Source organism: Moraxella pluranimalium (assembly GCF_002014825.1).
GTDB lineage: Bacteria > Pseudomonadota > Gammaproteobacteria > Pseudomonadales > Moraxellaceae > Moraxella > Moraxella pluranimalium.
The window spans coordinates 130,969-156,408 of sequence record NZ_MUYU01000009.1; the positions used below are offsets into that span (position 1 = coordinate 130,969).

35 protein-coding genes and 2 pseudogenes are annotated in these 25,440 nt (G+C 46.0%); 20 read left to right on the forward strand and 17 right to left on the reverse strand.

The genetic code is table 11. The features are described from left to right. The first annotated feature begins 37 nt into the window (after positions 1-37). Entirely contained in the window at positions 38-454 is a 417-nt protein-coding gene (locus B0680_RS04225; protein ID WP_078253808.1) for a putative toxin-antitoxin system toxin component, PIN family, read from the forward strand. Next, positions 451-660 carry a toxin-antitoxin system HicB family antitoxin gene (locus tag B0680_RS04230; protein WP_078253809.1) on the forward strand — a complete coding sequence of 70 codons (210 nt, stop codon included), beginning with the start codon at positions 451-453 and terminating at the stop codon, positions 658-660. The genes B0680_RS04225 and B0680_RS04230 overlap by 4 nt, the downstream gene beginning before the upstream one ends. Here B0680_RS04230 and B0680_RS04235 read toward each other — a convergent pair. The 10 genes and pseudogenes from B0680_RS04235 to B0680_RS04280 all read right to left on the reverse strand — a co-directional run bounded on the left by B0680_RS04235 (position 652) and on the right by B0680_RS04280 (position 9,070). Then, positions 652-1,095, reverse strand: a complete 444-nt coding sequence (locus B0680_RS04235; RefSeq protein WP_078253810.1) for an enoyl-CoA hydratase — start codon at positions 1,093-1,095, stop codon at positions 652-654. The genes B0680_RS04230 and B0680_RS04235 overlap by 9 nt on opposite strands. Continuing rightward, entirely contained in the window at positions 1,085-1,630 is a 546-nt protein-coding gene (locus B0680_RS04240; protein WP_078253811.1) for a DUF4376 domain-containing protein, read from the reverse strand. The genes B0680_RS04235 and B0680_RS04240 overlap by 11 nt, the downstream gene beginning before the upstream one ends. Further along, positions 1,630-3,675: a pyocin knob domain-containing protein gene (locus B0680_RS04245; RefSeq protein ID WP_078253812.1), complete on the reverse strand. Its 2,046-nt coding sequence runs from the start codon at positions 3,673-3,675 to the stop codon at positions 1,630-1,632. The genes B0680_RS04240 and B0680_RS04245 overlap by 1 nt, the downstream gene beginning before the upstream one ends. A 50-nt stretch (positions 3,676-3,725) precedes the next feature. Next, complete coding sequence (locus B0680_RS04250; protein ID WP_078253813.1) at positions 3,726-4,292, reverse strand: phage tail protein; 567 nt, start codon at positions 4,290-4,292, stop codon at positions 3,726-3,728. Next, positions 4,285-5,402 (reverse strand): annotated as a pseudogene (locus tag B0680_RS10950) (baseplate assembly protein). The gene B0680_RS04250 and the pseudogene B0680_RS10950 overlap by 8 nt, the downstream one beginning before the upstream one ends. After that, positions 5,403-5,753 (reverse strand): GPW/gp25 family protein, encoded by a 351-nt coding sequence (locus B0680_RS04260; protein WP_078253814.1) that lies wholly within the window; start codon positions 5,751-5,753, stop codon positions 5,403-5,405. A gap of 220 nt (positions 5,754-5,973) precedes the next feature. Further along, the gene (locus B0680_RS04265; protein WP_078253815.1) at positions 5,974-6,426 is read right to left on the reverse strand and encodes a DUF2335 domain-containing protein; all 453 of its coding nucleotides are present in this window, start codon (positions 6,424-6,426) and stop codon (positions 5,974-5,976) included. Next, entirely contained in the window at positions 6,407-6,628 is a 222-nt protein-coding gene (locus tag B0680_RS04270) for a hypothetical protein (RefSeq protein ID WP_078253816.1), read from the reverse strand. The genes B0680_RS04265 and B0680_RS04270 overlap by 20 nt, the downstream gene beginning before the upstream one ends. A gap of 100 nt (positions 6,629-6,728) precedes the next feature. Further along, the gene (locus B0680_RS04275) at positions 6,729-7,892 is read right to left on the reverse strand and encodes an HNH endonuclease family protein (RefSeq protein WP_078253817.1); all 1,164 of its coding nucleotides are present in this window, start codon (positions 7,890-7,892) and stop codon (positions 6,729-6,731) included. Beyond that, complete coding sequence (locus B0680_RS04280) at positions 7,892-9,070, reverse strand: adenine-specific methyltransferase EcoRI family protein (protein WP_078253818.1); 1,179 nt, start codon at positions 9,068-9,070, stop codon at positions 7,892-7,894. The genes B0680_RS04275 and B0680_RS04280 overlap by 1 nt, the downstream gene beginning before the upstream one ends. A 535-nt stretch (positions 9,071-9,605) precedes the next feature. Here B0680_RS04280 and B0680_RS04285 point away from each other — a divergent pair. Then, the gene (locus B0680_RS04285; RefSeq protein WP_078253819.1) at positions 9,606-9,797 is read left to right on the forward strand and encodes a hypothetical protein; all 192 of its coding nucleotides are present in this window, start codon (positions 9,606-9,608) and stop codon (positions 9,795-9,797) included. Here the strand turns inward: B0680_RS04285 and B0680_RS04290 are convergent. Further along, entirely contained in the window at positions 9,794-10,078 is a 285-nt protein-coding gene (locus tag B0680_RS04290; protein ID WP_078253820.1) for a hypothetical protein, read from the reverse strand. The two genes, B0680_RS04285 and B0680_RS04290, sit on opposite strands and share 4 nt — an antisense overlap. Before the next feature lie 11 nt (positions 10,079-10,089). On the opposite strand from B0680_RS04290, the gene B0680_RS04295 reads away from it, so the two are divergent. From B0680_RS04295 to B0680_RS04365, 16 genes and pseudogenes are all read left to right on the forward strand, one after another. Continuing rightward, positions 10,090-10,773, forward strand: coding sequence for a PD-(D/E)XK nuclease-like domain-containing protein (locus B0680_RS04295; RefSeq protein WP_228143748.1), 684 nt, complete (start codon positions 10,090-10,092; stop codon positions 10,771-10,773). A gap of 193 nt (positions 10,774-10,966) precedes the next feature. Continuing rightward, complete coding sequence (locus B0680_RS04300) at positions 10,967-11,164, forward strand: hypothetical protein (protein WP_078253821.1); 198 nt, start codon at positions 10,967-10,969, stop codon at positions 11,162-11,164. Positions 11,165-11,176: 12 nt separating this feature from the next. After that, positions 11,177-11,386, forward strand: coding sequence for a hypothetical protein (locus tag B0680_RS04305; RefSeq protein WP_078253822.1), 210 nt, complete (start codon positions 11,177-11,179; stop codon positions 11,384-11,386). Further along, positions 11,376-11,855 carry a DUF2335 domain-containing protein gene (locus B0680_RS04310; protein WP_078253823.1) on the forward strand — a complete coding sequence of 160 codons (480 nt, stop codon included), beginning with the start codon at positions 11,376-11,378 and terminating at the stop codon, positions 11,853-11,855. The genes B0680_RS04305 and B0680_RS04310 overlap by 11 nt, the downstream gene beginning before the upstream one ends. Positions 11,856-12,227: 372 nt before the next feature. Beyond that, positions 12,228-12,974: a KilA-N domain-containing protein gene (locus B0680_RS04315; protein WP_078253824.1), complete on the forward strand. Its 747-nt coding sequence runs from the start codon at positions 12,228-12,230 to the stop codon at positions 12,972-12,974. A gap of 73 nt (positions 12,975-13,047) precedes the next feature. Beyond that, a complete protein-coding gene (locus B0680_RS10870) occupies positions 13,048-13,203 on the forward strand; it encodes a hypothetical protein (RefSeq protein WP_169835328.1) in 156 nt (51 codons plus the stop codon). Continuing rightward, entirely contained in the window at positions 13,196-13,471 is a 276-nt protein-coding gene (locus B0680_RS04320) for a hypothetical protein (RefSeq protein ID WP_078253825.1), read from the forward strand. Before B0680_RS10870 ends, B0680_RS04320 begins: the two co-directional genes overlap by 8 nt. Further along, positions 13,468-14,457 (forward strand): RecT family recombinase, encoded by a 990-nt coding sequence (locus B0680_RS04325; RefSeq protein ID WP_078253826.1) that lies wholly within the window; start codon positions 13,468-13,470, stop codon positions 14,455-14,457. The genes B0680_RS04320 and B0680_RS04325 overlap by 4 nt, the downstream gene beginning before the upstream one ends. After that, on the forward strand, positions 14,457-14,675 hold the full coding sequence (locus B0680_RS04330; protein ID WP_078253827.1) for a helix-turn-helix transcriptional regulator: 219 nt from the start codon (positions 14,457-14,459) through the stop codon (positions 14,673-14,675). The genes B0680_RS04325 and B0680_RS04330 overlap by 1 nt, the downstream gene beginning before the upstream one ends. Beyond that, positions 14,672-14,926, forward strand: a complete 255-nt coding sequence (locus B0680_RS04335) for a hypothetical protein (protein ID WP_078253828.1) — start codon at positions 14,672-14,674, stop codon at positions 14,924-14,926. Before B0680_RS04330 ends, B0680_RS04335 begins: the two co-directional genes overlap by 4 nt. Then, positions 14,926-15,156 carry a helix-turn-helix domain-containing protein gene (locus B0680_RS04340; protein ID WP_078253829.1) on the forward strand — a complete coding sequence of 77 codons (231 nt, stop codon included), beginning with the start codon at positions 14,926-14,928 and terminating at the stop codon, positions 15,154-15,156. The genes B0680_RS04335 and B0680_RS04340 overlap by 1 nt, the downstream gene beginning before the upstream one ends. A gap of 68 nt (positions 15,157-15,224) precedes the next feature. Next, positions 15,225-15,575, forward strand: a complete 351-nt coding sequence (locus tag B0680_RS04345; protein WP_078253830.1) for a DUF551 domain-containing protein — start codon at positions 15,225-15,227, stop codon at positions 15,573-15,575. Then, a pseudogene (gene ssb / locus B0680_RS04350) lies at positions 15,572-15,916 on the forward strand (single-stranded DNA-binding protein); the annotation flags it as partial. The gene B0680_RS04345 and the pseudogene ssb, both read left to right, overlap by 4 nt. Positions 15,917-16,012: 96 nt before the next feature. Continuing rightward, positions 16,013-16,420, forward strand: a complete 408-nt coding sequence (locus B0680_RS04355) for a hypothetical protein (RefSeq protein WP_078253832.1) — start codon at positions 16,013-16,015, stop codon at positions 16,418-16,420. Between the two features lie 12 nt (positions 16,421-16,432). Beyond that, positions 16,433-16,630, forward strand: a complete 198-nt coding sequence (locus tag B0680_RS04360) for a helix-turn-helix transcriptional regulator (protein WP_078253833.1) — start codon at positions 16,433-16,435, stop codon at positions 16,628-16,630. Positions 16,631-16,763: 133 nt separating this feature from the next. After that, a complete protein-coding gene (locus tag B0680_RS04365; protein WP_078253834.1) occupies positions 16,764-18,155 on the forward strand; it encodes a DUF3482 domain-containing protein in 1,392 nt (463 codons plus the stop codon). Between the two features lie 40 nt (positions 18,156-18,195). Here B0680_RS04365 and cdiI read toward each other — a convergent pair whose 3' ends face one another. The 6 genes from cdiI to B0680_RS04395 form a co-directional block, all read right to left on the reverse strand. Further along, on the reverse strand, positions 18,196-18,492 hold the full coding sequence (cdiI, locus tag B0680_RS04370) for a ribonuclease toxin immunity protein CdiI (protein ID WP_143821347.1): 297 nt from the start codon (positions 18,490-18,492) through the stop codon (positions 18,196-18,198). A 2-nt stretch (positions 18,493-18,494) separates the two neighbouring features. Continuing rightward, complete coding sequence (locus B0680_RS04375) at positions 18,495-19,457, reverse strand: IS30 family transposase (protein ID WP_078253836.1); 963 nt, start codon at positions 19,455-19,457, stop codon at positions 18,495-18,497. A gap of 209 nt (positions 19,458-19,666) precedes the next feature. Continuing rightward, positions 19,667-20,983, reverse strand: coding sequence for an ABC1 kinase family protein (locus tag B0680_RS04380; RefSeq protein WP_078253837.1), 1,317 nt, complete (start codon positions 20,981-20,983; stop codon positions 19,667-19,669). A gap of 77 nt (positions 20,984-21,060) precedes the next feature. Beyond that, entirely contained in the window at positions 21,061-21,846 is a 786-nt protein-coding gene (locus tag B0680_RS04385; RefSeq protein WP_078253838.1) for a HesA/MoeB/ThiF family protein, read from the reverse strand. Beyond that, a complete protein-coding gene (gene prmC, locus B0680_RS04390; RefSeq protein ID WP_078253839.1) occupies positions 21,843-22,742 on the reverse strand; it encodes a peptide chain release factor N(5)-glutamine methyltransferase in 900 nt (299 codons plus the stop codon). The genes B0680_RS04385 and prmC overlap by 4 nt, the downstream gene beginning before the upstream one ends. 12 nt (positions 22,743-22,754) lie before the next feature. Then, positions 22,755-24,302, reverse strand: coding sequence for an AmpG family muropeptide MFS transporter (locus tag B0680_RS04395; protein WP_078253840.1), 1,548 nt, complete (start codon positions 24,300-24,302; stop codon positions 22,755-22,757). 194 nt (positions 24,303-24,496) lie between these two features. On the opposite strand from B0680_RS04395, the gene B0680_RS04400 reads away from it, so the two are divergent. Beyond that, positions 24,497-25,438, forward strand: coding sequence for a LysR substrate-binding domain-containing protein (locus B0680_RS04400; RefSeq protein WP_078253841.1), 942 nt, complete (start codon positions 24,497-24,499; stop codon positions 25,436-25,438). The last annotated feature ends 2 nt before the right edge of the window (positions 25,439-25,440 follow it).

A 25,440-nucleotide genomic window follows, 5' to 3' on the forward strand; every position in this document is an offset into this window, starting at 1 on the left:
TATTGCTTCGTGATAGCGTATGTGCTATCATCATTGTATGAAAATCGTGTTAGATACCAATATTCTTGTCAAGGCTTGCAAGGGCTCCTATCATGCCAATCGCCTATTAGCAGCCTGCCTACAAGGTAAATTCACCCCCTTAGTCAGTGTGACATTGCTGGCAGAATATGAAGATGTGTTGGCTCGTGAGTCGCTGTTTTGTGATGACAAATTATCACTGGCAGAGCGCAACGAGCTACTGGATGCCATCTTATCCATCAGTCAATGGGTGCGTATTTTTTATCTATGGCGTCCCAATCTCAAAGACGAAGGCGATAACCATCTGATTGAACTTGCCGTTGCTGGCGGTGCCAAATATATCGTCAGTCACAATGCCAAAGATTTTCGCTCAAGCGAGCTTGATTTTGACATTGATGTCATCACCCCAATGCAGCTACTGGAGGAATTATCATGAGCACCATTACCCTACGCCTAAGCGATGACAAACACAGCCGTCTTAAATCTTTAGCCCAAGCCCAAGGCATCAGCGTCAATCGCCTGATGGATGAGCTTGCAAGCCTTGCTTTGGCAGAATTTGACGCCAAAACTCGCTTTGAAATTCGTGCCAAGCGTGGCGATATCAAGCGCGGTTTGGCATTGCTTGATAAGGCATTACAATAACGCTTTGGCCATCACTGACAGCATCACAGGGCTGACTCGCCACCCATCTTGCGTGCGTGTAATCGCATTAAAACACCACTCACTGCAAAAATACTTATGCGGATGCTGTCTTAGCCCTGCGACACAGCCCAAAGCACCGACAAGGTCATAGCTTGCGCCACGAGTTGCGCCAAAGTACTGCTGTACTTGCATCGCTGACACATCCAGCGGTAGCAAATCCCACTTGTTAGGGTCAAGTACCATTACTTTGACACGCACACCGCCATCACGATAGCTTGACGAGTAGCATTTGTAACGGTTGCCGTGCAGGTGTACCGCAATCTCGCAGTGGCTGTATTTACCACGGGTAAAAAACTTGGTAATCGCATCACAGACACGATGCCAGCGCTTGGTGGCTTTGCCGTGATAGCACGCCAGATATACTTTATTGTCCATGTGTCCGACTCCATCCTGCCGAGTAATCATAATCCAGTGGATTATCTGCCTTAAGCATCGCTAGGCGGTGGCGTTCGGCATTGGCGAAGTCGTTTTGTTCTTCGACAAGCATTGTCATGGCGATTTCATTGAGCAGAGCCTTGGTCATCGGTACAAATTCGTTATCCATCGTTTTCCACATCAGCGTCTCGGGCAAGCTTGGCAGAACCTGCAGGGCGAGATACTGTGTGCGGGTCGGGTCGTCATTATGAAACCATTTGTCGATGGACTTAATAAACACACCCCCACGGGCGTTATCGTGGCGTTTTTGCTTGATACGCTCCCACATCTCGCTTTGGGCTTTGGTTTTGAGTTCTTCAGCGTTGCCTTGTGGTGGAATAAGTTCAACAATCTCACCATCAACTAGGTGAACAACATTGTTAAAGACTGACTCACTAAACACAGACACTTCATCACGACTTGCCAAGTCTTTATGATTTGGCTCATGATCGCATTTGCCAATGTTTTTACCGCTTTCATTAAAAATGTAGTACATTATTTCACTCCAATGATGATGTAGTTTGCACGACCATTCACCCATCCAGGCGGTGAATTATGCCCTGTCAAATATGCTTGTGCTGTCACAATTCTGCCATCACAGAAGCAACGAAATCCATAATGTCGCAAGCGAGCTGATTCCCACAGGTCCCACGTGGCATTACCAGTGTTATCTTCGTGCATAGATACCATCCACTTGCACTGAGACTCAGTAAATCCGTTGGGCAAAGGGATGGTACCGCCATGGTCAATGGTGCCAGTCATCACAACAACATTGCTTGCAATTGATGGCAATGTCGTACCAATACTTACATTACCCGACCCATCAAACGACACCGAGCCTGTCACCGCGCCAGTTAGGCTAATGGTGCGGGCGGTTTGTAGTCGAGTGGCTGATGCGACATTGCTTGATGTGTAGGCTAGATTGGATGGTTTGCCACGGATTGCATCCCAAGTGTTTGACACTTCAACCCAGTTTTCCCAGCCTGTCATCGGATTGTTTCTTCTGCGCTCAAAATGGCGATGAGTGTTAAATGTAGTGAATCGTTGTCGCAGGCCGTAGGTGCTAATTATTACTTCTAGAGTACCTGCCTCGGCTGGTACTGGGTATTTTCGTTCAGCGGTGGCATTGGAATTAGCCATTTGTGCATATATGCCCCATTTTGTAATGTCGTCAAGGCTTTCACTGGTAATCTCTCGAACATCAAAATCCGTAATATTGCTAATGCTGTGCGTATGAGACGATGGCGTAAAAGTGCTTGGCTTGCCATTAATCTCGTTCCAGTTGTGCCGATGCACCGCAGGGGCTTTGGTGTTGTCCGCAATTGTAATATTTGCCGTACCGTCAAAAGCCACGCCATTGATCGTGCGGGCTGTCGCTAGACGTGATGCACTGACGGCGTTAGCTGCTTTATCCAGTTTGGCTTGATTGAGCGTATAGACCGCCTTGGATGTGGCAACTTTGCCCGCGTCATCAAGCTCAATGCTGTTTGATTTATCTGATAGCATCACGCCGTTAAGCTCGGTTAAGATGGTTTTTTGGCCTAGATAAACACCTTGAGCATCCCATGCTGTTGTGGATAGGTCAAATCTTGGTCCATAGGCAAAACCAATACCGCGCGCATTGCCATTACCCGGCGATGTCGGATGGGTGATGTGCATCTCCATCGCAGGTAAGGCGTCTGAGCCCATCATTATGGCATTAGCACGATAGAAGCCAGTCAGCTGATAATTGGATGATTTATCAGCAACCCAATCGATCGTCTTAAGACTGTCTTTGTTGTCAATCTTATCATTCAGTACTTTGCCCTGCTTAGCCGTCAGTGCCTTGGCAGCATCATCAGTGGTGAGATTATCGACAAGCTGCACCACACCCGCCACCGTCGTGCTTGCTTTATCGATGGCGTGCGTATGGCTTGTTGCAGTCACTGCATTAGTGCTTGATGCGGTGATTTGGCTTGGCGTACCAAGTGTCAGCGTGCGGTTTGCTTGTAGCGTACCGCCACCAGTTAAGCCATTGCCTGCGGTGATGGCGGTGGCTTGGTTGGCCTTGGTGTCCGCCTTGGCATCTGTCGCAGTGATTTTGTCATTCAGCACCTTTCCCTGGTTAGCCGTCAATGCCTGATCTGTGGCGGTGCTTACAAGCGTATCATTGAGTTGTACAATGCCTTGTGTTGTCGTGCTTGCTTTATCAATCGCATGGGTGTGGCTTGTCGCTGTGACGCTGTTTGTCGTGCTTGCTGTAATCTGTGACGGCGTGCCAAGTGTGATAGTGCGGTTTGCTTGTAGCGTACCGCCACCAGTTAAGCCATTGCCTGCCACCAAATTAAGCGTTTTATCCGCCTTGTTGGTGGATAGACTGGTCAGATTGGCATTGATGGCTTGCACCGATGATGCCAATTCATTTTTTAGCCATACCGTGCGGTTCGCCAGTTGCTTAGTCGGTCGGTTGGTGATGCCATTCGCCCCACCATGTACAGGGTCGTTTTCTTCGATTTGATAGACACCTGTTTCCCAGATGCTTGATTCTGCTAAATTTGCCATAATTTTTCCTTGATTGTAATTAACGACGCAATGCGTTCAATCACGCTGACCTACGCTGAGCCATGATTATATGAGCCGTCATACTTCGCCCTATTGTTATATCGAATCGGTGCTGCTTTGTAGTCGAGTACTGCCAATAGACACCTTGCCGGTGTAAATGACCGCAGTGTCCGCCTGATTTGCTCCGCTTGGTCGTTGGTGATGGGCTTGGTCAGCCTGACCGAATACCATGCCCAGCGTTCATTGGTTGGGATAGATTGCACCACTGTATGCTCATAAGTGCGTGCTTTTAGCCCTTCATCGATTTCAATTTCGCCAAAGCCAAGCTGTCTTAGCACTTCACGCACTGCCCACGGCGTACCTTTTTGGCGGTGCAGTTCGATAGCACGGGCAATCAGTCGGCGCTTAGAATCCACACTGTCAGCCAGCATGATGCCGTCATCACCTGTGACACTCCATTTCTCGGCAAGTAGTGGCGTGTATTCATCGCCAAGCAGGTCAATGAGCGTGGTCATCACTTGGTGTATCGGCAGGTTTGGCAGTCTATGGCTTAGATCCGCCAATGCCCGATACTTTGGGTCGGTCATGATGATGTCAGCATAGATGAGCTTAGCCATTGCTTCGTACCTCATCGATAGTGATAGTGATGGCGGTGCAATTTGCCCATTCGCCGTTATTGATGATGGTCTTGGCAGGACTGGTCAGCGTGACATCATAGACACCTTCGACCCGCAGTGCGCTGATGATGGCAGACGGTACGATATCCATGCCCAGTTTTTTGGTCTTATCTGACAGATAGTTTTGCAGGGCATCCACTGCTTTTGTGAGTACGATGTCTTCACGATGGCCATCTAGCAGGGTGAGTCGTGCATTGATTTGATAATCTCGCTTGATTGCACCCACCACTTCGACGGTATCGCACAATGGGCGTAGCTTTTCGGCGCTGACATGAGCCTTGATATCAGCGAGCAATCGGCTATCAGGCACGCCATCTTTGGCAAGCACAGTGATACGCACCAAGCCACCCTTTGGCGTTGCCACATTGACATCAGCCACCGCTTGACTCACCGCACGCACATGATAGTCATAAGCTGCGATAGAGCCACAGCTTGAAAAGGCTTCAGGCGCAGCCAAGATACGCCGTCGATAGCCATCATCGCTTTCTTGGATTAGACCACCGCTTGAGACATCAATATTGCTCACTCCCACCGTCATATCCGTATTGAGCGTGCTTTTGAGCTGTTTGATAGCCCTACTTGCCAGCCATTGCCCACCGTACCCACTTGATTACACTGGGCTTCGACTTCGACATAGTTAATCAGTGGCGTGATGACATCATCATTGATGGTGATAAAGCTTAGCTCATCAGTCACGCCCACCACCGTACCTTTGGGGATTAGGATAGACGGGTGCACCCCTTGTACGCTAAAGCGTAGCACACAGCGCGCTGGTGTATTTTGTAGGCGATAGCACCCCATCGGCTCACCGCACAAATCCAGTGCAATCCCTGTTGCCGTCTGTGGAAAGGTTTGGCGAAATGCCTCATTAATCCCTTGACGAGTCAGCATCTCACGATAGGCATAGACATTGATCAGCAAGCGTTCGATATGTGCAGGCTGTAGCGTTTTGCCAGTGTCTTTTTCATACTGCTCAATAGCTTGGTTTAGGATGACTTTGACATCATCATCGATGGCTTTGACATCATTTCTGTGGCTAATATCGACCATTTATAGCTCCGTTTTATAGATTTGGCGTGCGACATCATCCGCCACCGCCCACTCAATCAGGCAATGAAATTCAGGCGCAAGCCCTGTCACGCTCACTCTTTGCACGATGATACGCTTCTCCCATGTGGTAAGTGCGACATGGATTTCACGCACGATATTTGGGATAGCGACATCATGCGGATAGTCGATATAGTCGAAATGATCAGAGCCAAAGTTAGGACGCAGGACATCCGAACCTTTGCGAGTGGATAAGATATTGTGTACACATTGGTGCAAATCATCTTCGCCTTGTATGGCACTGACACCGGTCGGAGCGATTTGCCAATGTGCATGGGTCAGATTGATGGGCATAGCCTACTCCATAGATTTATGGCTAGGCTATCAAAGATGGGATAGATTGGCTTTTAGGATGGTTTTAGGATTTTGGACAAGCACCAACACCCCGCCCATAATCCGATGAGCAGGGTATTATTGACAAAATAAGATAAAAATCTTGTACTGCACCATGTACGACAATAAAACAACCCCCAAAAGTTAAACAACCTTTGGGGGTAGCTCGGTAAATGTGGGTTTATTGATTAGATGGTGAGTTTTTGGGCTGCTGTCTTAGCACATAGACAATCAAGATTCCAATGATGGCGGTGATTGCAATGCCAGCCACAACCGCTTGTGCATAATATAGTGCCACGCCTGCAATCACCAGCAGACCGACACCAAGCACTAAGCCAAACCATTGCCCGCGCTGCATTAAGACAATATTTTGTTTATCAAAATCCATCAGGGCAGTATTGACACGAATTGCTTCAGACAATTGACTGTCTTGTAGTTTATGGCGTTGCTCTTGCTCAGACTTTGCCATCTGCATGACTTGTTCAACATATTTTGGGTCAATTTTATTCAGCTCATGCAAAAACTCGGCAGGTGGATAGGGCGAGTATTCCTCCACTTGCTCAAACTGGGCTTGCAAGCCCCGTTCATCTTGAGTGGCTTGCACTCGTGTACCTTTACGCTGTTTTTGGCTCATAGCATACCATACCCAAAGATTTACCTACTTTTTTACTGGCGTTAGAAATATCCACACCAACCGCTTGCCAATCTTGGGCGATATCGTTTGGCTGTAATTCCATCTTGGTAGGTCGAATGTAGCGCGGTTCAGCTGCTGATGTACTTGGCAACAACACCATCGCTGATAATACACCTTCCAAAAATGGCGATAGTTTACTCATATCAACACCTTGTTTAGTTAGGTACTTCATTATAACCCCAGTGATGACAAATGACAACCTTTGTAAATTCTGACTTGCCAAAAAAATGCGTCAAGCTCAATTACTTATTCCCCTTTGCCCGATTATGACTCACACATAACATTTCACAATTTTCAATGCCCGTTAATCCGCCTTTACTCCAAGCGGTAACGTGGTCGGCTTCCATTTCTTTTAATGCCCAAATTTTATTTTTATTGGCATTATCACCAACAGCGCATAATGGGCAATTGGAATGATTATTGTCTTTCGCTTTTTTAGTTTGTGCATTATAGGCAAGTTGTTTGGTTTTGTCATCAAACATACGAATATCCAGCAAGCGTTTATCACTTTCGCCACCCAATAGATATTCCCAAATGCCTTTTTTGTTTTTCACACTTGGGTCATCGTATAACTCATTCACTTTTTTGGATAATTCACTGGGATTATAGGGATTTTTGCCATAAGTTTCATATAACTTTCCCCATTCCAAACCGCACATTTCTTTTTTGATATCAACAAATGTGGTCGTTATCCAATCCATCACGGTATTAAAATAGGTTTTTAATTCATTGATGTTATCATCATAGCGATGACGGCTCATATAATCGCTGATATTGCCACGACTTACCCAATCTAAGGCACACGCCAAAAAATCTTGACGAAGTGGCGTGCCTTTGACAAAAGCCGACCATTTTTGAATATTGGCATTTTGTGAATTGCTAAATTCTGCTTTGGCAAGGGTTATAAAGCTACCTGAATACACCGCATTCAATAATTCTTGTTCATTTAATGGCACACCAGCGATATTGATGGTTTTAAACCATTCTTTAATTTCGCTTTCTGCGCCATTGCATTCATACACCAAAAGTGTGGTATTTAAAATCAAATTCTGTTTATCTTGTGGCAAACTACTAAAATATTGCGGAATATTTTGTTCATTGATAATGGCAAATTTATCTTTGACAAAACGCCCAATACTGGTAATCCGTTGTTGTCCGTCCAGCACTTCAAAAGTATCTTCGTCTGTTTGATTAAAATAAATAAGCCCAAGCGGATAACCTTTTAAAATGGAGTGAATGACTGCCACATCTTTTTTGCCGTCTGCATAAATATAATTGCGTTGATATTCAGGTTGAATAGTGAGTTTACCATTTAAGCCAAATAAGCCTTTGCCTTCTAATTCATTATAAACAAACCCTTCGCACAACTGGGCAATAGTAATTTGAGTGTTTAGTTTGGTTTGCATTAGTTTATTCCTTTTTTATGGCGGATTAAAATTCTTTGATAAACTTTTTCTAACCTATTATCAATTTCTAATACGGCACTTGCATTCAAATCGTAATTTCCTTTTTTACCAAACTTTGCAAAATAAGCATTTGATTTTTCTTGGCTTGTATAAACTTTTGTTTTCAGATTGTACAAATCTTCATTTTCACACATTCCCAAAATCTCAAATTGTTCAGGGCAATATTTATCCAAAAATGAAATCGGCACGCCCATTACGCCATCAAAATCAGCAGGAATGGCATTGGTAAATGGCACTTCTATGGCATTGTAATTATCATATTGTTGATAAGCATTTTTGCCGTCTAATTTTTTATTGAATTTTAAATTATCATCCATCGTCATTAACTGTAATGGTTGATGACGACGACCGTGTTCTAGACTGGTAAACCAACAAGAATTACCTAAACGGGTATAATCACCAATATAACCTAAGCGTTCTGCTTTTTTACGGTCACTTTCAGTAACTTCCGTACCTTTTGGGACTGCAAAAACCATATCATTGCCATTGCCTGTTGCTCCAAGCCAAAGTGTATTACCACTAATTAAAGGAAAAATCTCTTTATAAGTAATGGCATTCATATTGCCAATAATGACAAATTGTTTATCCGCTTCCATAATCCACGCCACAAACTCACGAAATAGGGAAAAAGGTGGATTGGTAATAATCATGTCCGCTTCATCACGCAAGGCTTTGATTTCATCACTGCGAAAATCGCCATCGCCTTGTAAATACTGCCACTGTAAATCTTGTAAATCAATCACACCATCAGCATTATTATCTTGAGTGAGAGTAAAAATCTTACCTTGTTGAATAGATTTTTCTGTATCATAAAGCGGATTTTCACTTTCAAATAAACTAGGTTGATAGCTATTATTTAAATTTTTGCTTTGGTGAGCGAAACTTGTACTGATGAGCTTTTTTAAGCCCAAACGAGCAAAATTTTGGGCAAAATAGCGAGTGAAATTAGACCATTCAGGGTCATCGCAAGGCAGAAAAATGGTTTTGCCACGAAAGACATCGGCATCAAAATCAAGATAGGCGTTCATCTCTTTTTCGATGTCGTGGTACTGCGTGTAAAACTCATCGTTTTTGGCTTTTTTGGCGTTGGAGAGATTGGAGTTTTTGGCTTTTGGCATACATCAACCCCCAGCTACTTGCAAGGTTGATGAAGAGATAGTTACATTACTGTGCTGCGCTGTGCTGTGCTGCATTGCAAATCCTTATGGTTTAGCCAATGGTTTTTTGTTAATTTTTGATATTTACCCCATCACGGCAAATATGTATTTTATTATACATGATGAACAAGATATCGTACATAGACTCATCAAGCAATCAAATCATTCACCAAAACAAAAAGCCAAATAATTTACACGAAAACGCATAAAATACTTGGCTTATTATGTATTCTAGTATATAATATAAACCATCAAATAGCAAGCCTGCTATCTGATGAGCAGTAAGGCTTCAACCTTACCGCAAACAAGGAGTAAAACGATGAAAGCCATTCTCAAAGTGCTTGCAATCATCGCTCTGCTGTTGCTAAGCTACCCAGCTTACTAACAGTAAACGCCTAAAGGTGGTAACGACACCCAAGGCAGGTTAGGTGGAAACGCCTAGCCACTCCTTACCTATTATCTTAGCACCGATAATTTAAAAATCAAGGACTTTTTTATGTCAAATGCACGCCAAAAAGCCACCAATACCTACCGCACCAAAGCACTAGCCAATATCGCCTTGGTCATCAGCCACACCGAGCCTGATGTCTTGGTGGCACTTGAGACCATCATGGCACATCATGACACATCCAAGGCAGGAGCGATTAAGACAGCATTGGTTGAGTACGCCAAGACACTCACCCCTTAAGCAGGCCCGCTCGTCCGTCCGCCACCTGTCTGCACACCACCATGCGTATGCGTCGATAGGCTCACGCCTGCACCAGTCACACCCCCTGCTGCATTGACAGTCTGTGCGACGCTGACCGCCCCTGTGATGGTCACATCACCATTGAGCGTGATGGATAGGGCATTGATAGTGACACTGCTTGCGCTGACAGTCACAGCACCGCTTGTCTGCACCGCCACCGCACCACTACTGCGGTCATGGCTGATGATAGTGCCATCAAGATTGACCAAATCGACACACAAGGAGCAGTCGCATGATTAACTACCACCTATCCAATGCCGAATACCACGCCCACCCTGCCGTCTCATCGAGTCAGATTAAGCACATTCTGCGCACGCCTGCCCACTTTAAGGCAAGCCTAGAGACATCCAAAGAGCCGACCGAAGCAATGAAATTGGGCTCGCTGGTGCATACGCTACTGCTTGAGCCGCATCTGGTCGATGATGAGTACACCGTCATGCCCAAGTTTGACCGTCGTACCAAGCAAGGCAAGGCAGACTATGAAGCATGGCTTGAGCACAACAGCCACAAGACAGCCATCACCGCCGAGCAGATGGACACCGCCATTGCCATGACAGACAGCCTAGTCACTAGCCGAGTGGCACAGCTACTCAAGGTCAATGAGACAGCCTGCGAAGCGTCGATTTTCTATACCGACCCTGCCACAGGCATTGATTGCCGTGTGCGTCCTGACTTTATGATTAAGCCGTGTGATGCTTTCCCAAATGGCTTGATTGTGGACCTAAAGACCACGGACAACGCCAGTCCGACAGCGTTTATGCGTACGATTACCAATTTTGGCTATCATCTGTCAGCGGCGATGTATCTAGATGGCTATGAAGCCGAGTTTGGTGTACGCCCTGCCTATATTTGGCTGGTGGTTGAACGAGATGTACCCTATGCCGTGGCAAGCTACACACCGACCGATGAATACTAGAGCGTGGCAAAGCCGACCTAGACCGTGCGCTTGCCACCTTACGCACCTGTATGGACAGCGACCATTATCCTGCGTATAGCGGTGAGATTATGGCGATTGATTTGCCAAAGTGGGCTTGATTGACAATTTTATAATTTGGGTTATAATTAATTGACCGCTGTATGCGGTTAATTAATTATTTTGGACGACCGTTATGCTTAAAAAATCAAAAACCAAGGTATTGCTACCAAAAAAAGAGCGTCTTTTGACTGCTCAAGCGTACTTGTTGGACATTGAGCAGCGTCAGGATATTATCAAGGAAGTGGAATTTGTACCGCCAAAGCTGGGAGAAGCAGGTCTTGGCTCATTCCGAGTGCGTTATGATACCCCTATTTGTTTTCCACATAATTAAGCAAGGTGCATCATGAGTAAACTCTCCCCATTTTTAGAAGGCATGTTATCAGTGTTCCTACTGGTGCCTGGCGTGAGTACCGCCAAGCCCAACTATGTCACTCCAGCTGAAATCACAAAAGAACCAATTGAGCAGCTGACTGCTCACCAGCCTTTTGTAGAAGTAGGTCTGCTAATGCAACACACTGCACAAAAGCAAAGAGCATTAGATCATGGCAAATAATGACAGCTTAACACAAGCGGATGCAGAAACTGAAGTTGTAGAAACAACTCTCACCATGTCACACATGGAGGTGCAAACACCATTCTTACCGCCACAATACCTAGAAGAGTATGAAAAAACCGTTCCAGGTTCTGCCAAGCAAATGTTTGACATGATTGTAACTCAACAAGAATTTAACATGGAATTAAAACGCCATGAAATTGATTTTAATCAAAAAAATTTGCAGCGTGTGATTGATGTAGATCATGCCAATTTAGCTGAACAAAAAAGGGCGAGCCAAATCAAGTCTCGTGGACAGGTTTTCTCTTTTATATTATCTTTGTGTTTAATTGGTTTGGCAGGATGGTTTGCTTATCTTGGACACACCTTTCTTGCTGGTACAGCATTAACTTTGATTATTGGTGTAATTACTGTGTTATTTTTGCAAAAACAACATAAAGAACCAAACCCACCAAATAACGAGACATAGTTTCTAAATAGTCCACCCCCACTTTAGGCGGTGGATTTTTTACACCCCAACCCCTTGCAATTCGCTAAAACTTGGGCTATGATATCTCACAAGGTGTCAGAACCTAAGTACATAGCGGTAAATATCGCCCCGAAAGACTGCGATTTTTTTATTGCCAAAATTTAAGCTCCGCAAATTTGCGGAACATAAATATCAAAGCAAAGCCCTTTCAAATTTCCAGTTCTCAAATTTGAGAAGTGCCAAATTATGTTAGGGGGGCGGAGAAATAAGGTAGCTTGCTACACGAATAATCCCAGCCGACTATGTACGGCTTCTGAACCCCCTAGCACCCTATTTTGGGTAAATTTCAGAAAATTTACATAGGAGTTCATCATGAACTTAATCATCTCTATCCCAACCCAAGCCGACTTTATCGTCCGTGAGATTGGCGGCTTATATTCCCTAAATGATTTGCATAAAGCCAGTGGCAATGAAAAACGCCACGAGCCTTATGGCTTTCTACGCAATCAAGAAACCCAAGTGCTCATCACTGCCATTGAACAAGACGGCACAGTCGCTTACAACACCATCATCGGCAAAGGCAAAGCCCAAGGCACTTATGTCTGCCGTGAACTTGTTTATCGCTATGCTATGTGGATAAGTGCCCAGTTCTCTTTGATGGTCATCCGTGCGTTTGACCGTATGACCAAAGGCGAAACCATCCCTTGCTTAGCCAAGCCAACCAACACCATCACTAGCCAAGATGCGGCAAACATCAAGCACTTGGTGCATCTGTGTGGCACACCCCTACACGCCTCTGGCAGTGCCAGATTCGCCATTCATGCTCGCCTGCGTGAGCTGACTGGTACTACAGGTGGACGAGCCTACACCACCGAGCATCTACCACTGATTGCTGATGAGTTGGTACGCATCTATCATGTGCTGAACCAATACGGCACCAAACGCCGTGCCATCGAAGCCGACATCATCCGCCATGTCATCCGTGATGGTCGTGATGAAATGCTCCCTGCACTGCTTGATGAGATGGACAAGCTTGCCGAGCTCAGAGCAGACAGTTTTTTTCCGACGGTGGATAAGCTCATTGCCGAGCCAGTCCGCCGACTGCTGAACCGCCAATAATCCACCCCCCTATCTGTCACTTGCCACCGTTGGCAGGTAGGGGCTTTGTACGCCCAAATTTTAGGATAGACCCATGAAAATCAAGAAAATCACTACCATCGTCGAGATTTACGAAGTGCCAGATGACACCGTCATCCCCTATGGCAGTCAGCCCGTGCTACCTGATGACCCCATCGAGATGCACCGCTGGCATGATTTCCAGACTATTCAAGGAGAACCCCATGAATAAAAAACACGCCCAACAGCAGTTTATCACCGGGCTCAAAAAACAGCTTACCCTAGCCCATCGCATGATTGACGAGCTCAAAAACGCCAATCACGCCATGAGCCTGCATATCCAAGACCTGCAAGGCGAAATCAGCACCGGCAACCAAGCCATCAATGAGCTCGCTGGCATCATCCGTGAGATGGACTATATGATTATGCACCCAGATGGTGCTGTCATCAGCCACTTTATCCAAACCTACCGTGAACACAAATTAGGAGTCGCACAATGAACGAACTTGCCACCACCACCCAAAACCAAATCGTCCTAGATGATGGACTGTTTGACAAATGCCACCGCCTAGCCGAGATTATGGCATCAGGCTCATGCACCATCCCAAAGCACCTACAGGGCAAGGTGGGCGATTGCTTTGCCATCATCGGTCAGTCAATCCGTTGGGGCATGGATCCTTATGCCGTTGCCCAAAAGACCCATCTGGTCAATGGCACACTAGGCTATGAAGCACAGCTGGTCATTGCCGTGATTAATGCCAAAGCACCGATTGTTGGGCGATTGAAGTTTGATTATTTTGGCGATTGGTCAAAGGTCAAATCCAAAGATGATAAGTCCGATGATGTCGGCGTGGTGGTCTCAGCCATCATGCAAGGCGAGAGCGAGCCGACCACGCTATCTATCAGCATGGCGCAGGTAGGCACAGTGCGAAATTCACCACTTTGGACTGCCGACCCACGCCAACAGCTTGCTTATCTAGGTGCCAAGCGTTGGGCACGCCTGCACTGCCCTGATGTCATTTTGGGCGTTTATACCCCTGATGAATTGGCAGATACCGCACGAGAGCCCAAGCCCATCACTGCCACCGTCACCGACATCAATGCTATGGTAAATCAAGCAGTGGCACAGGTGAGCGCACCTGCCGCACCGGTTGCGCAGATTGAGCAGGTGGATACTGCCAAGCTTGCCGAGCAGATTGTCCGTGCTGATGACATTGACAGCCTAGATGCTTTGGCACAGACCATCGGTCAGCACCGCCAAACTGGGGCAATCAATGACGATGAGCGCACCATCCTAGGCAATGCATTCAAGGCACGCAAGCTATATCTGACCATGCGTGATGACATCACACAGGTGACGCTCGATGAAGCCGAGAATGCACGCCGTGTGCTGTATGACAACCAAGCCAAGCTATCGCCTGATGACTTTGAGAGCTTGGATAATCAGTTAGATTACCATTTAAATCAATTGATGGAGCAACAGTAATGACAACCAAATCCCAACAATCCCACACCTTACTGCACCCCCAAGGAATGAGCAGAACCAAAGACATTTTGGCATTAATTCCCATCAATCGAACAACGCTTTGGCGGATGGTGAATAAAGGGCGTTTTCCAAAGCCAATCCGACTATCTAGTAATATGGTGGTATGGAAAAATGCCGATATTTTGGCATGGATTGATGAGCAAGGGGGTGATGAATGATTGAAAGTATTGCAGAAAAATACAGTCAATATCTCAAAGAGCATCTATTGATGGATGGCAAAACCGCCATTCTATTAAGCGACGATACCATAGTTGGATTTGATGTGTACAGATACCTAGATCACAAAGAAGATGTTTGTTTGTTTATTCATAAACCTACTGGTGACAAGTTTTACCTTACAGCACCAGAGGTAAATGAACTCTACGTCTTCTTATATCATTTTGACAAGCTGATTTTGGGAGAAGATTAATGAGCTATCGCACACAGATTTTAGATCATCTGATGTCAGGCGATACGCTAGATCCAATCAAAGCACTCAACCTTTTTGGGTGCTTTGCCCTATCTCAGCGCATCACCGATCTCAAAAAAGAAGGCATCCCAGTCAAAAGACGGATGGTCACCGCCAACAGTGGCAAACGCCACGCCATCTACTGGCTGGAGTCTGACTATATCCACAACCAAAAGGAGCAAGCGGTATGAATCCTTTTAATGAATTAAAAGTAACTATCAATAGTATTAGAGATTATGGCAAGTATTAGGGGTTGAGAATGACTAACAAAGAAAAATTAATTGACTTATTAAAAACTCAAGAGTTTGTCTTAAAAGCACTCGGGCATACGCAAATTGCAGATGGTGTGAATCATGCAATTGACATGGTTAACGATTTTGACGATTGGGAAAAAATTGTTGATTGCGAAGATAGTTTGCCAGAAGCCGATAGTACTGTACTAGCACTTGCAAACGGTAGAATTAGAGTTTTGACTTATGAGGTTGTCCGACACGATGACGATTATAGCCACTGGTGGAATGATGAAGATGGCGAATTTTGTTATTACATTGATAGCGGTGATGTCACCCACTGGATGCCACTACCACAACCACCCAAGGAAACACAATGAGCGTCAATAAAGTCATTTTAATAGGAAATTTGGGCAATGACCCAGAAATTAAGCAATTTGATAACGGCATGATTGCCACCTTATCGGTTGCCACAAGCGAGCGCTGGACGGACAAAACCACAGGCGAGCGTCGTGAGCAGACCGAGTGGCATCGTGTGGTGCTTAATAACCGCACCGCTGAGATTGCCGAGCAATACCTGAAAAAAGGTGCCAAAGTCTATATCGAAGGCGGTCTTCGCACCCGCAAATGGACGGACAAGAACACAGGACAAGAGCGTTACAGCACTGAGATTCGTGGCGATCATATGCAGATGCTAGGCACTCGTGACGATAACCCACAGCCCACAAGCTACAACCGCACCACCCCACCACAAGGCTATGTGACCCAACCAGCACAGCCTACAGGTGGGGATGATATACCGTTTTAAGGAGCTGTCATGAAATCCCGCAAACAAAAAATCGCCAAAAAAGCCAAACAAGGATTGCGTAATTATCAGCGTAAGCTTGACCATGAATACAGGCTACAGGCAGAACTTGGCACAGAACGCTTTGGCTATTGGCAATTTCCGCTGTACGGTGTCAGTGCTCGTGAGATATACGCCCGCAGCACTTGGTTTGGCGATTGGCAACAAGACAAGCCACCACAGGGCAAGCGTGTGTATCACATTGAGATTGTGATCAAAGAAAAGGTAGTCAATCGCACTTTTGTCGATGGCTATCGCACCGAACCCTGCCATTTTGGGGATATTTACGGCGTGGTGGTCAATCATTTGGATGAATTGTACGAGCAAAACCCACAGCTAAGCCCAAATAGCTATCAGAGTTTTGCGAGAATTAGAACTTAAAGGAGCTAGATTGTGAAAAAGTATTTAACATCTAACGAAATTTGTGAAATCTTTGGCATTTGCAAAATGACCCTAAGCCGTTGGGAAAAACGACACCCAAATGGTGAACCATTTCCAAAGCCCGTCATGGGTGGCGGATTGGGCGGTGGTGTCAAACGCTATTTAAGCCAAGAAGTTCATGAATGGGAATTGAAACACACCGCCAAATAAAAGCCCAGCAATGGGCTTTTTTTTCGTCCAACAAAAGACTATAATGCAACAAATCACATCATTCAAAAACATATCATCTCATCATTCTGTGTACATAATTGTGTACATAATTTTAAAATAAAGAAAAATATCAATGAACAACCCTAACAAAATCAACCACCTAACCACCATTTCAGTGATTGGGCATACCAATGTCGGCAAGACATCGCTACTGCGTACACTGCTTAGAGATAGCCAATTTGGTGAAGTCAAAAACGCATCAGCGACCACACGCCATGTCGCCGCTGTGCAGATTTTGGCACAAAATGGCTCGCCACTGGTTACCTTGCATGACACCCCAGGGCTTGAAGATGCCACAGGCGTGATGGACTTTATCCAAGATCACACCGATGGGCGTGCCGATGGTGTGGAGCGGTTGGCAGGATTTTTGCAGGCGGTGGATGATGGAGATGCTCGGCTGACGGATGATTTTAGCCAAGAAGCTAAAGTCATCAAAAGCCTACTGGATGCCGACATCGCCATCTATGTCATCGATGCGCGTGAGCCTGTACTATCCAAATACAAAGATGAGCTGGCGATTTTGGTAAGTTCGGGCACGCCGATTTTACCAGTGTTTAATTTCATTCATCAAGGACAGGACAATATGCCGATGTGGCGTGAGATGCTGTCTCGCCGTGCACTACATATCACTTGTAGCTTTGATACGGTGGCGTTTGATTTTGAGAATGAAATGCAGCTGTGGGATAACCTTGAAACCCTATCCAATCACGACACCAATATCCAAACGCTCAAAAACGAACGCCAAGACGCATGGCATGAGATGATGGAAACTGGCAGTCAGATGATTGGTGATTTTCTCATCAATGTTGCTGCCTTTAGCCAAAAAATCGACCAAGACGACGACCCTGCACCGACACTGTCTCGGATGCAAAATGCCGTGCGACAAGGCGAGAGCATCCTACATGGACAGCTACTTGCGCTATATCGCTTTTATCATGCGGATGTCTCAAGTGATACGCTTGCCATCACAGGGGCGACCCAAGACATCTTTGATAGCGAGCTACTTAGCCATTATGGTATCCGCACCGCAGGCGGTGGCATGGCAGGTATGCTGATTGGTGCAGGGATTGATGTGGCGACGCTTGGGGCAAGTCTTGGGCTGGGTACGGCGATTGGTGGCGTGCTCGGTGGCATTTTGCCAAATAGTGGCGCAATCAAGGATAAGGCGATGGGCGTACAGACCTTGACCATTGATTATGCGACCATCACCCTGCTTGCCGCTCGTGCCCAGACCCTACATCACCATCTACGCCATCGTGGGCACGCAAGCCTAGATGCGATACACACCGATGGCAATCAGCTACCGTGGCAGACGGACAAAGTGCCATCCGCCATCAAAAAAGCACGCACGCATCCGCATTATTGTAGTCTGACTGAAGCTTATCATGATAAGGCGATGCTTCGAGCCGAGCTTGCCGATCAAGTGGCGGATGTACTGATTGGGCATTTGGAAGTATTGGTGTGAATTTGATGGGTGGTTGATGTGGGTGTAGTGTATTGTAGAGCTACAATACACTGCTGCAAAGCTTATACTCTGGATAAATTTCTTTATATTTTTCACAAGCATCATATAATAAATTTTTAAATTCATCATCAGATACAATCAATTTTTCCTTTCCAATAAAAAAGCACACCCCGCTAAAATGATCTTCTTCATAATGGCTTTCAGTATCTGGAAATATACATCCAATATCATTAAACACAAAACCATGCCTATTCATAAGGCAATCCACAACTTCCAAAAAATAGTTATCCTGATACACCAAATTAAAAAACAACTTAGCGGTTGAAAATTTAGGCAAATTCAATCTTGAAGTGCAACACACCCAAAGTTACATTTTACCTCAAGTGGTGTTTTAAATCCTAGCACTTTTCTTGGTCTGTTGTTTAAATTGGACTCAATTTGCTTAATTTGCTCCTCATCAAGATTATCCAATCTAACAGACTTGGGTAGAAACTGACGAATTAGTCTATTGGTATTTTCATTGGTTCCTCTCTCCCATGAGTGGTACGGTCTGGCAAAGTAAACTTGAGTGTTTAGTGCTTGCTCTATGCGTTCATGCAATGCAAACTCTTTGCCATTATCAAAGGTAATGCTTTGCACTTGTTCATCTTTGAGTAAATCAATACAAGTGTGTGCCACCAATATTGCTTTGCGGTTTGGCAGTGCTTTTATTTTGACTTCTCGTGTGGCTCTATCCACCAAAGTCACTAATACCCCTTGATGTCTTTTGCCAACCACGGTATCCCCTTCATAATCACCCAATCGTTGTCGTTGTTCGATGATGTTTGGTCTATCAGCAATGTCTTTACGATTGGCAATCTGTCCACGCCTATCATGGGCTTTGTAGCCACGTTTACGATAGGTTTTTTGACAACGCAGATAAGTGTGTACTCTGCCACCTTTGGCTTTATCAGCATAGATGTATTGATAAATGGTTTCATGACAAGGAACATCTGTCCAACCTAATACTTTAAGCCTACCTGTGATTTGTTCAGGGGAGTAGTACTTACTTAACAAGTGCTTGATATAAGACCATGCAAAGTCAGATAGATGATAGGTGTTGTTTGCCTTACGTTCTTTGGCTTTGGCATGAGCTTGTTTGGGTCGATAACCACGTAAGCCTGTGTTGCGTTTTATTTCACGGCTAATGGTGGATTTATGATAGCCTAGTCGTCTGGTGATTTCACTGATTGAAATATTGCTTTTCAAATCTGCTGAAATTTGGTATCTTTGTTCAAGAGTAAGATGTGTATATGTTTGCATGACGTTTCCGATAGGTGAGAGTTGAAGAAGTAAGTGCAACAGTGCATATCTTACTTCTTTTTTCTATTTACTGAAATGTTGCAGTTCGAGGTTGAATTTAGGTTATCCAAAGTGTCTATTTTGTGAAAAATTACATTCATTCAATCAAGCCTTTGTTGGCAAAATTTAATACAACCATTGGATGAATTTAAAATTCCCATAAGGATTGATTAATTCAACTTCACCAAATCCAAGCGCTCACCTTCAAACAGCTCCATATCAGGGGCAAGCGTCACCATAAAGCGATCAAAGTACAACAGCTGCTTAACCAGTAGCGCAAAATCTCTCGGAAAATGGATGCCGTGTCTTTTGCCAATCTCCACCATCTCAAGCATCATGGCGTTTAGACTGTCGTTGTTGGCATTTGCTTGTGGGTTTTGGGCTTGGTTTGGGACGACCTTACCAAGCATCTTACGCAAATCTTCTGCTAGGCGGTCAATATCCATCTTGTCACTGCTGTGTGTCATGCCGATATTCACCATCGCTTGTGCCATCCCCCGATAATCACTGATTTGTAGGCTCTGCACCAAACTAAAACACGCCTGCAAACTGCTTGGCTGTATCCGCCCCATCAAGCCAAAATCCAAAAATGCAATACGCCCATCATCGAGCAGCATCAAGTTGCCTGCGTGCAAATCAGCATGAAATTCACCCGTCATCATCAAGGATAAGAACCAAGTATCAAGCACATCGCTCATGATTTGCTTACTGTCTCGCCCTACTGTGCCGTCCCAAATTAGACTCTCATCAATGAGTGATTTGCCCATCAACAGATCCATGACCAGCACTCGCTTGGTGCTAAGTTCGTGATGTACGGTAGGTGCGGTGACTTTGGTATTACCGACTTGTTTTAGATGTGCCAAAAACTGCTCAATATGGCGACTTTCGGCGATAAAATCCGTCTCTGCCAGCATCCGAGTGCGAATCTCATCGACAATGGGGGCAAGATTGGCGGCTTTTAGGTTTGGCACAACTTTTTCAAGCGCCCAAAACACGCTGTGCAGTACGCTCAGATCCGTATGCATCACCGTGCCGACATCAGGTTTTTGCACCTTGAGCGCCACTTGTCGTCCATCGGTCAGCACCGCCTTGTGCACCTGCGCGATACTCGCCGATGCCAATGGCACAGGATCAATATACGAAAAAATATCGCCCAAGCCACGACCATCAGTCTCAAGCTCTTCGATCAGCACCGAGCGTATCTTGGCAAATGGCACAGGCGTCGTCTGATCCAGACAGCCCTGAAAAGCTAGCACATACTCACGGGGGAAAATCGATGGCGTGCTTGCGATAAATTGCCCAAGCTTGATATAGGTCACGCCCATCTGCTCAAAGGCTTCGCGCAGTAGCTGCGCATCCATCTTATCGCCTTTTGCGACTCTGAGCGCAGATAGGCCCGCGACACTGGCGGTTTTTTGGATACGGCTAAGCACCTGCACGCCTTGATGCAGACCTTTTTTGGCTAGGGAAAATGGATTTTTTGGCATTATTTTCACTTAATATTTAATTAATAATATAAAATTAGCTTGGCTAATCATTGATGTGATGGCAAATCCGCCAAAATTCAAGGCGTAGCACACACAGGGCAGGACTTATCACGCTCAAATAGTCGATGCTTGAGCGTCATGCTCTGCCCCTGCCAAGTCACAAGCATATTTGCAATGGGATTATCAGCCTTACCCAAATATGTCAAAGCCACCTGCGATGCCATTGCCCCGATGACTGCCACCGTGCTAGCGAGCACACCTGATGTCGCACAGGTCATCTCATCACCCACATCATCGCCGAACACACAGTGATAGCACCCTGTATCAGGCGTATATAGCGCCAATTGCCCCACTTCGCCAATCGCCGATGTCGATAATAGGGGCAGCTGCTGATGACGGCAGGATTGATTTAATAAATCACGCACCGCAAAATTATCCGTACAATCAATCACCAAATCCGCACCACCAATCAGCTGATCCACATTCTCCCGTGTCACTCTATCGGTCATCGCTGTGATGTGTGTCAGTGCATTGTGCTGATGTAGTGATGATTTGGCAATGATGGCTTTGGACTTACCGATGTCGGTATCAAAATATAGCGATTGTCTTTGTAAATTGCTCTCATCAATGACATCGTCATCAATGATGGTCAATCGCCCAATCCCTGCACGCACGAGCACCTGCGCCACAGGACAGCCAAGCCCACCCATGCCGACGATGATGGCATGGCTATGCTTGAACCGTAGCTGTGCATCAATATCCCAGTCATCAAGCAGGATTTGGCGAGCATAGCGCATCATTTCTGTATCGCTTAGGCTGTCGCTCAAACTGTTTGCTTGATTATCCACTGCGTACTGTGTCATGTTGTACTACCAAACGATTTATCATCGAATGACCGACCAAAACCAAGCGTGATGCGGTCATTATCTCCATAATCCTTGACCGTGCGTACGCCCACAAAGCCTGCTTTGGTCAGAATCTCACGCACTGCCACCCCTTGATCATAGCCATGCTCGATGACCAGTAGCCCGCCTGCCCGCAGATGCCGATGTGCACCATCGGCGATGGTGATGATATCCGCCAGTCCATCTTGATCAGCGACCAAAGCACTCACAGGCTCATGGGTCAGCGATGCCATATGGATGTCGTCTTTGGCGATATAAGGCGGATTGCTGACGATGATGTCAAATACGCCATCGATCGCACTGTACCAATCCGAGCGTATCAGCGTGCAGTTATCCGCACCAAGCCTGTCTGCGTTTTGGCTCGCCACTGCCAAAGCCTCATCCGAATAATCCACCGCCACCACCGATGATGACGGTAATTCTAGTGCCAAAGTAATGCCAATACAGCCACTGCCTGTGCCTAGATCCAAAATGGCAGGCGATGCACTGTCATCGCCCTGCTTGACCATCCCAAGCACCGTCTCAATCAAAATCTCCGTATCCGCTCTGGGTATCAGCGTATGAGCATTGACCACAAACTCACGCCCCCAAAATCCCTGCATCCCTGTCAGATACGCCAACGGCTCACCATCTATCATCCGAGCGATACCAATGCTTAGCCTGTCCACTTCATCATCAGTGGGTACATAATCACCATCAGTAATCAAAAACACCGATGGCTGATTAATCACAGTGAGCAGCCAACCATCAAGCCAATGACGGGGCAAGTTCTGCGACTGCCAAGTAGCAAACACCTGCCGAATGCGTGCAATCGACAGGTGTTGTAACTGATTATAAATAGTTAATTGATTCATTATAATATCGGATTAATCACCAATCTGTGGCTCATTGATATCGATGTGTTTATTGACCAAATAAATCAATAATAGCACAGGCACACCAACCAAGAAAGTAAAGCCAAAGAAAAACGCATAGCTCGTCGCATCGACAATCGCCCCCGAATAGCCGCCAATCAGCTTCGGTGCAAGGGTCATCAGCGATGAGAACAGCGCATATTGCACCGCTGTAAAGCGAATCGATGTCAAGGCTGACAAAAAGGCAATGAATACCGCACTGGCAAGGCCTGCCGCCAAGTTATCAGTAATCACCGCAAAGTACATCATCGGCACGGTCGGCGTCATAAATAGCAGGATAAATAGCAAGTTGGTCACACACGCCAAAATCGCCCCGACACTCATCGCCTTCATGATGTTCATCTTTTGGGCAAGCCAACCACCAATAAAGCCACCGCCGATACTTGCGACCACGCCCACCAGCTTGACCGCATTGGCAATTTGGGTCTTACTAAAGCCCAAATCTTGATAAAAGATATTTGAAATATTGCCGGCAATCACATCGCTGATACGATATAGACCAATCAGCGCAAGCAGTAGCAGTGCTTTTTTGCCATAACGAGCAAAAAAATCCGCCACAGGCTCAACCCAAGTTTTCATCGCCACCGCTTGTGCAACCGCACCTGCTTTGACCAAAGCATAACCAATCAGCGCAAACGCTACCAAGCTTGAGATAAACTGCACACAGCCGTACAAAAAGCCCGCCAGCACACTTTCGGTCTCAGGCAATGCACTACCGATAACACGATAAGTCGCAATAAACCCCAGCACCGACAGCACAAACACCAGTACCAATCGCAGATAATCACGGGTCTCGTTGGTGATTGGCTTGATGGCGACTTTTGGCTCACGGATAATCAGTGTCGTTGCCACACCGATGAGCATCACTGCTGCCATGACAAGATAAGTTTTTTGCCAAGCCAGATAATTATAAGCCTCCATCGTCGAGCCAAAAAAGTCCGCCAAATACAACGCACCAGCACCCGAGACAATCATCCCCACACGATAGCCTGCCACATAGGTCGCTGACAGCGCAGGCTGCATATCGGCAGGTGCTGACTCAATACGATAAGCATCAATCACGATGTCCTGCGATGCTGACGAAAAGCCAAGCAACACCGCCCCTGCCGCCATCACACTGAGCATCTGCTCACTGCTCTGCGGATTGGTCATCGCCATTAGTACCAATGCCGTGATAATCATCACTTGGGTAAGTAGTAGCCAGCCACGACGACGACCCAGCAGGCGAGTCAAAATTGGCAATGGCAACGCATCGACCAGCGGCGCCCAAATGAACTTAAACGAATAACCAAGCGCCGCCCAGCTAAACATCGTCACCGTCGCACGGTCAATCCCCGCTTCACGCAGCCAAAGCCCCAAGCTTGAAAACACAAGCAAAATCGGTATCCCTGCTGCAAATCCCAAAAACGCCAAAGCAAGCGCCTGCGGATTAAAATACGCTTTCGTAAACGCTTGCCATGCGCTCAGCTGTGTCGATTGGTCAATGTTTGTACCGCTCATATCGTGCCAACTCATTATCGTGACCAAGATCAAGCTGCATCTTGCGCTTTTGTTTGGTCTGGTTAGTAATTCAAATTTTACATTTTACCGTATTTCTGATGGATTTGTCATAAATTTCGCAATTTATCCTACCTTTTTGCCCAAAAATTCGGTATGATTAACTATTTTTGATTCATTTATTGACAAGGGCAGTTATGGCAATTGATATCGTCATCAATCAGCGACATTTACAAATTCAGCTCAAGCAACTTGAGACCGTATGGCACACGGTGGTCAATGGCTACAACCTAAGCCAAGCCGCCGAACTGCTACATACAAGCCAATCAAGCCTATCTAAGCAAATCGCCGCCCTAGAAAATCAGCTCAAAGCCGATGTCTTTACCCGTCAAGGCAAGCGACTGACTGGTCTGACACCGATTGGCAAGGCACTGCTACCACACATCGAAGCAATTTTTGCTGAGATTCGCACTATTGAGAATCTTAGCCTTGATTTTAATAATGCCCAAGCAGGTACATTGACCGTCGCCACCACACACACCCAAGCACGCTATGTACTACCGCAGATTGTCAAAGAATTTCGTGAAAAATTTGATAAAGTCAATCTTGTACTACAACAAGCCGACCCTGAGACCATCGCGCAGATGGTGATTCGTGGACAAGCCGATATTGGTATTGCCACCGAATCCTTGCTCAATAATGATGTGCTGCGTTGCCATCGCTATTATGACTGGTCGCACGTGGTCATCGTCCCAAAAGACCATGAATTGGCAGTTTTTGCAGGTCAAGTCGATGGCATTGATTTGCCGACATTGGCAAGCTATCCGATTGTGACTTATCATGGGGGCTTTACCGGTCGTGGTGCGATTGATAAGAGCTTTGAGAGTGCAGGTTTTGCACCTGATATTGTGCTTGCCGCCCTTGACTCGGATGTGATTAGCACCTATGTATCAGCAGGCTTAGGCATCGGTATCATCGCTGAGATGGCATATCAGCCCAAGCATTATCCGGATTTGGTTGCCATTCCGGTGACTTATTTTGGACGCTTTACCAGCTGGATTGCCGTGCGTGATGACAGCGAGATTCGCAAATTTGGTCATGAATTTATCAAGCTATGCCAAGCGCAGTTTGAAATTTGATG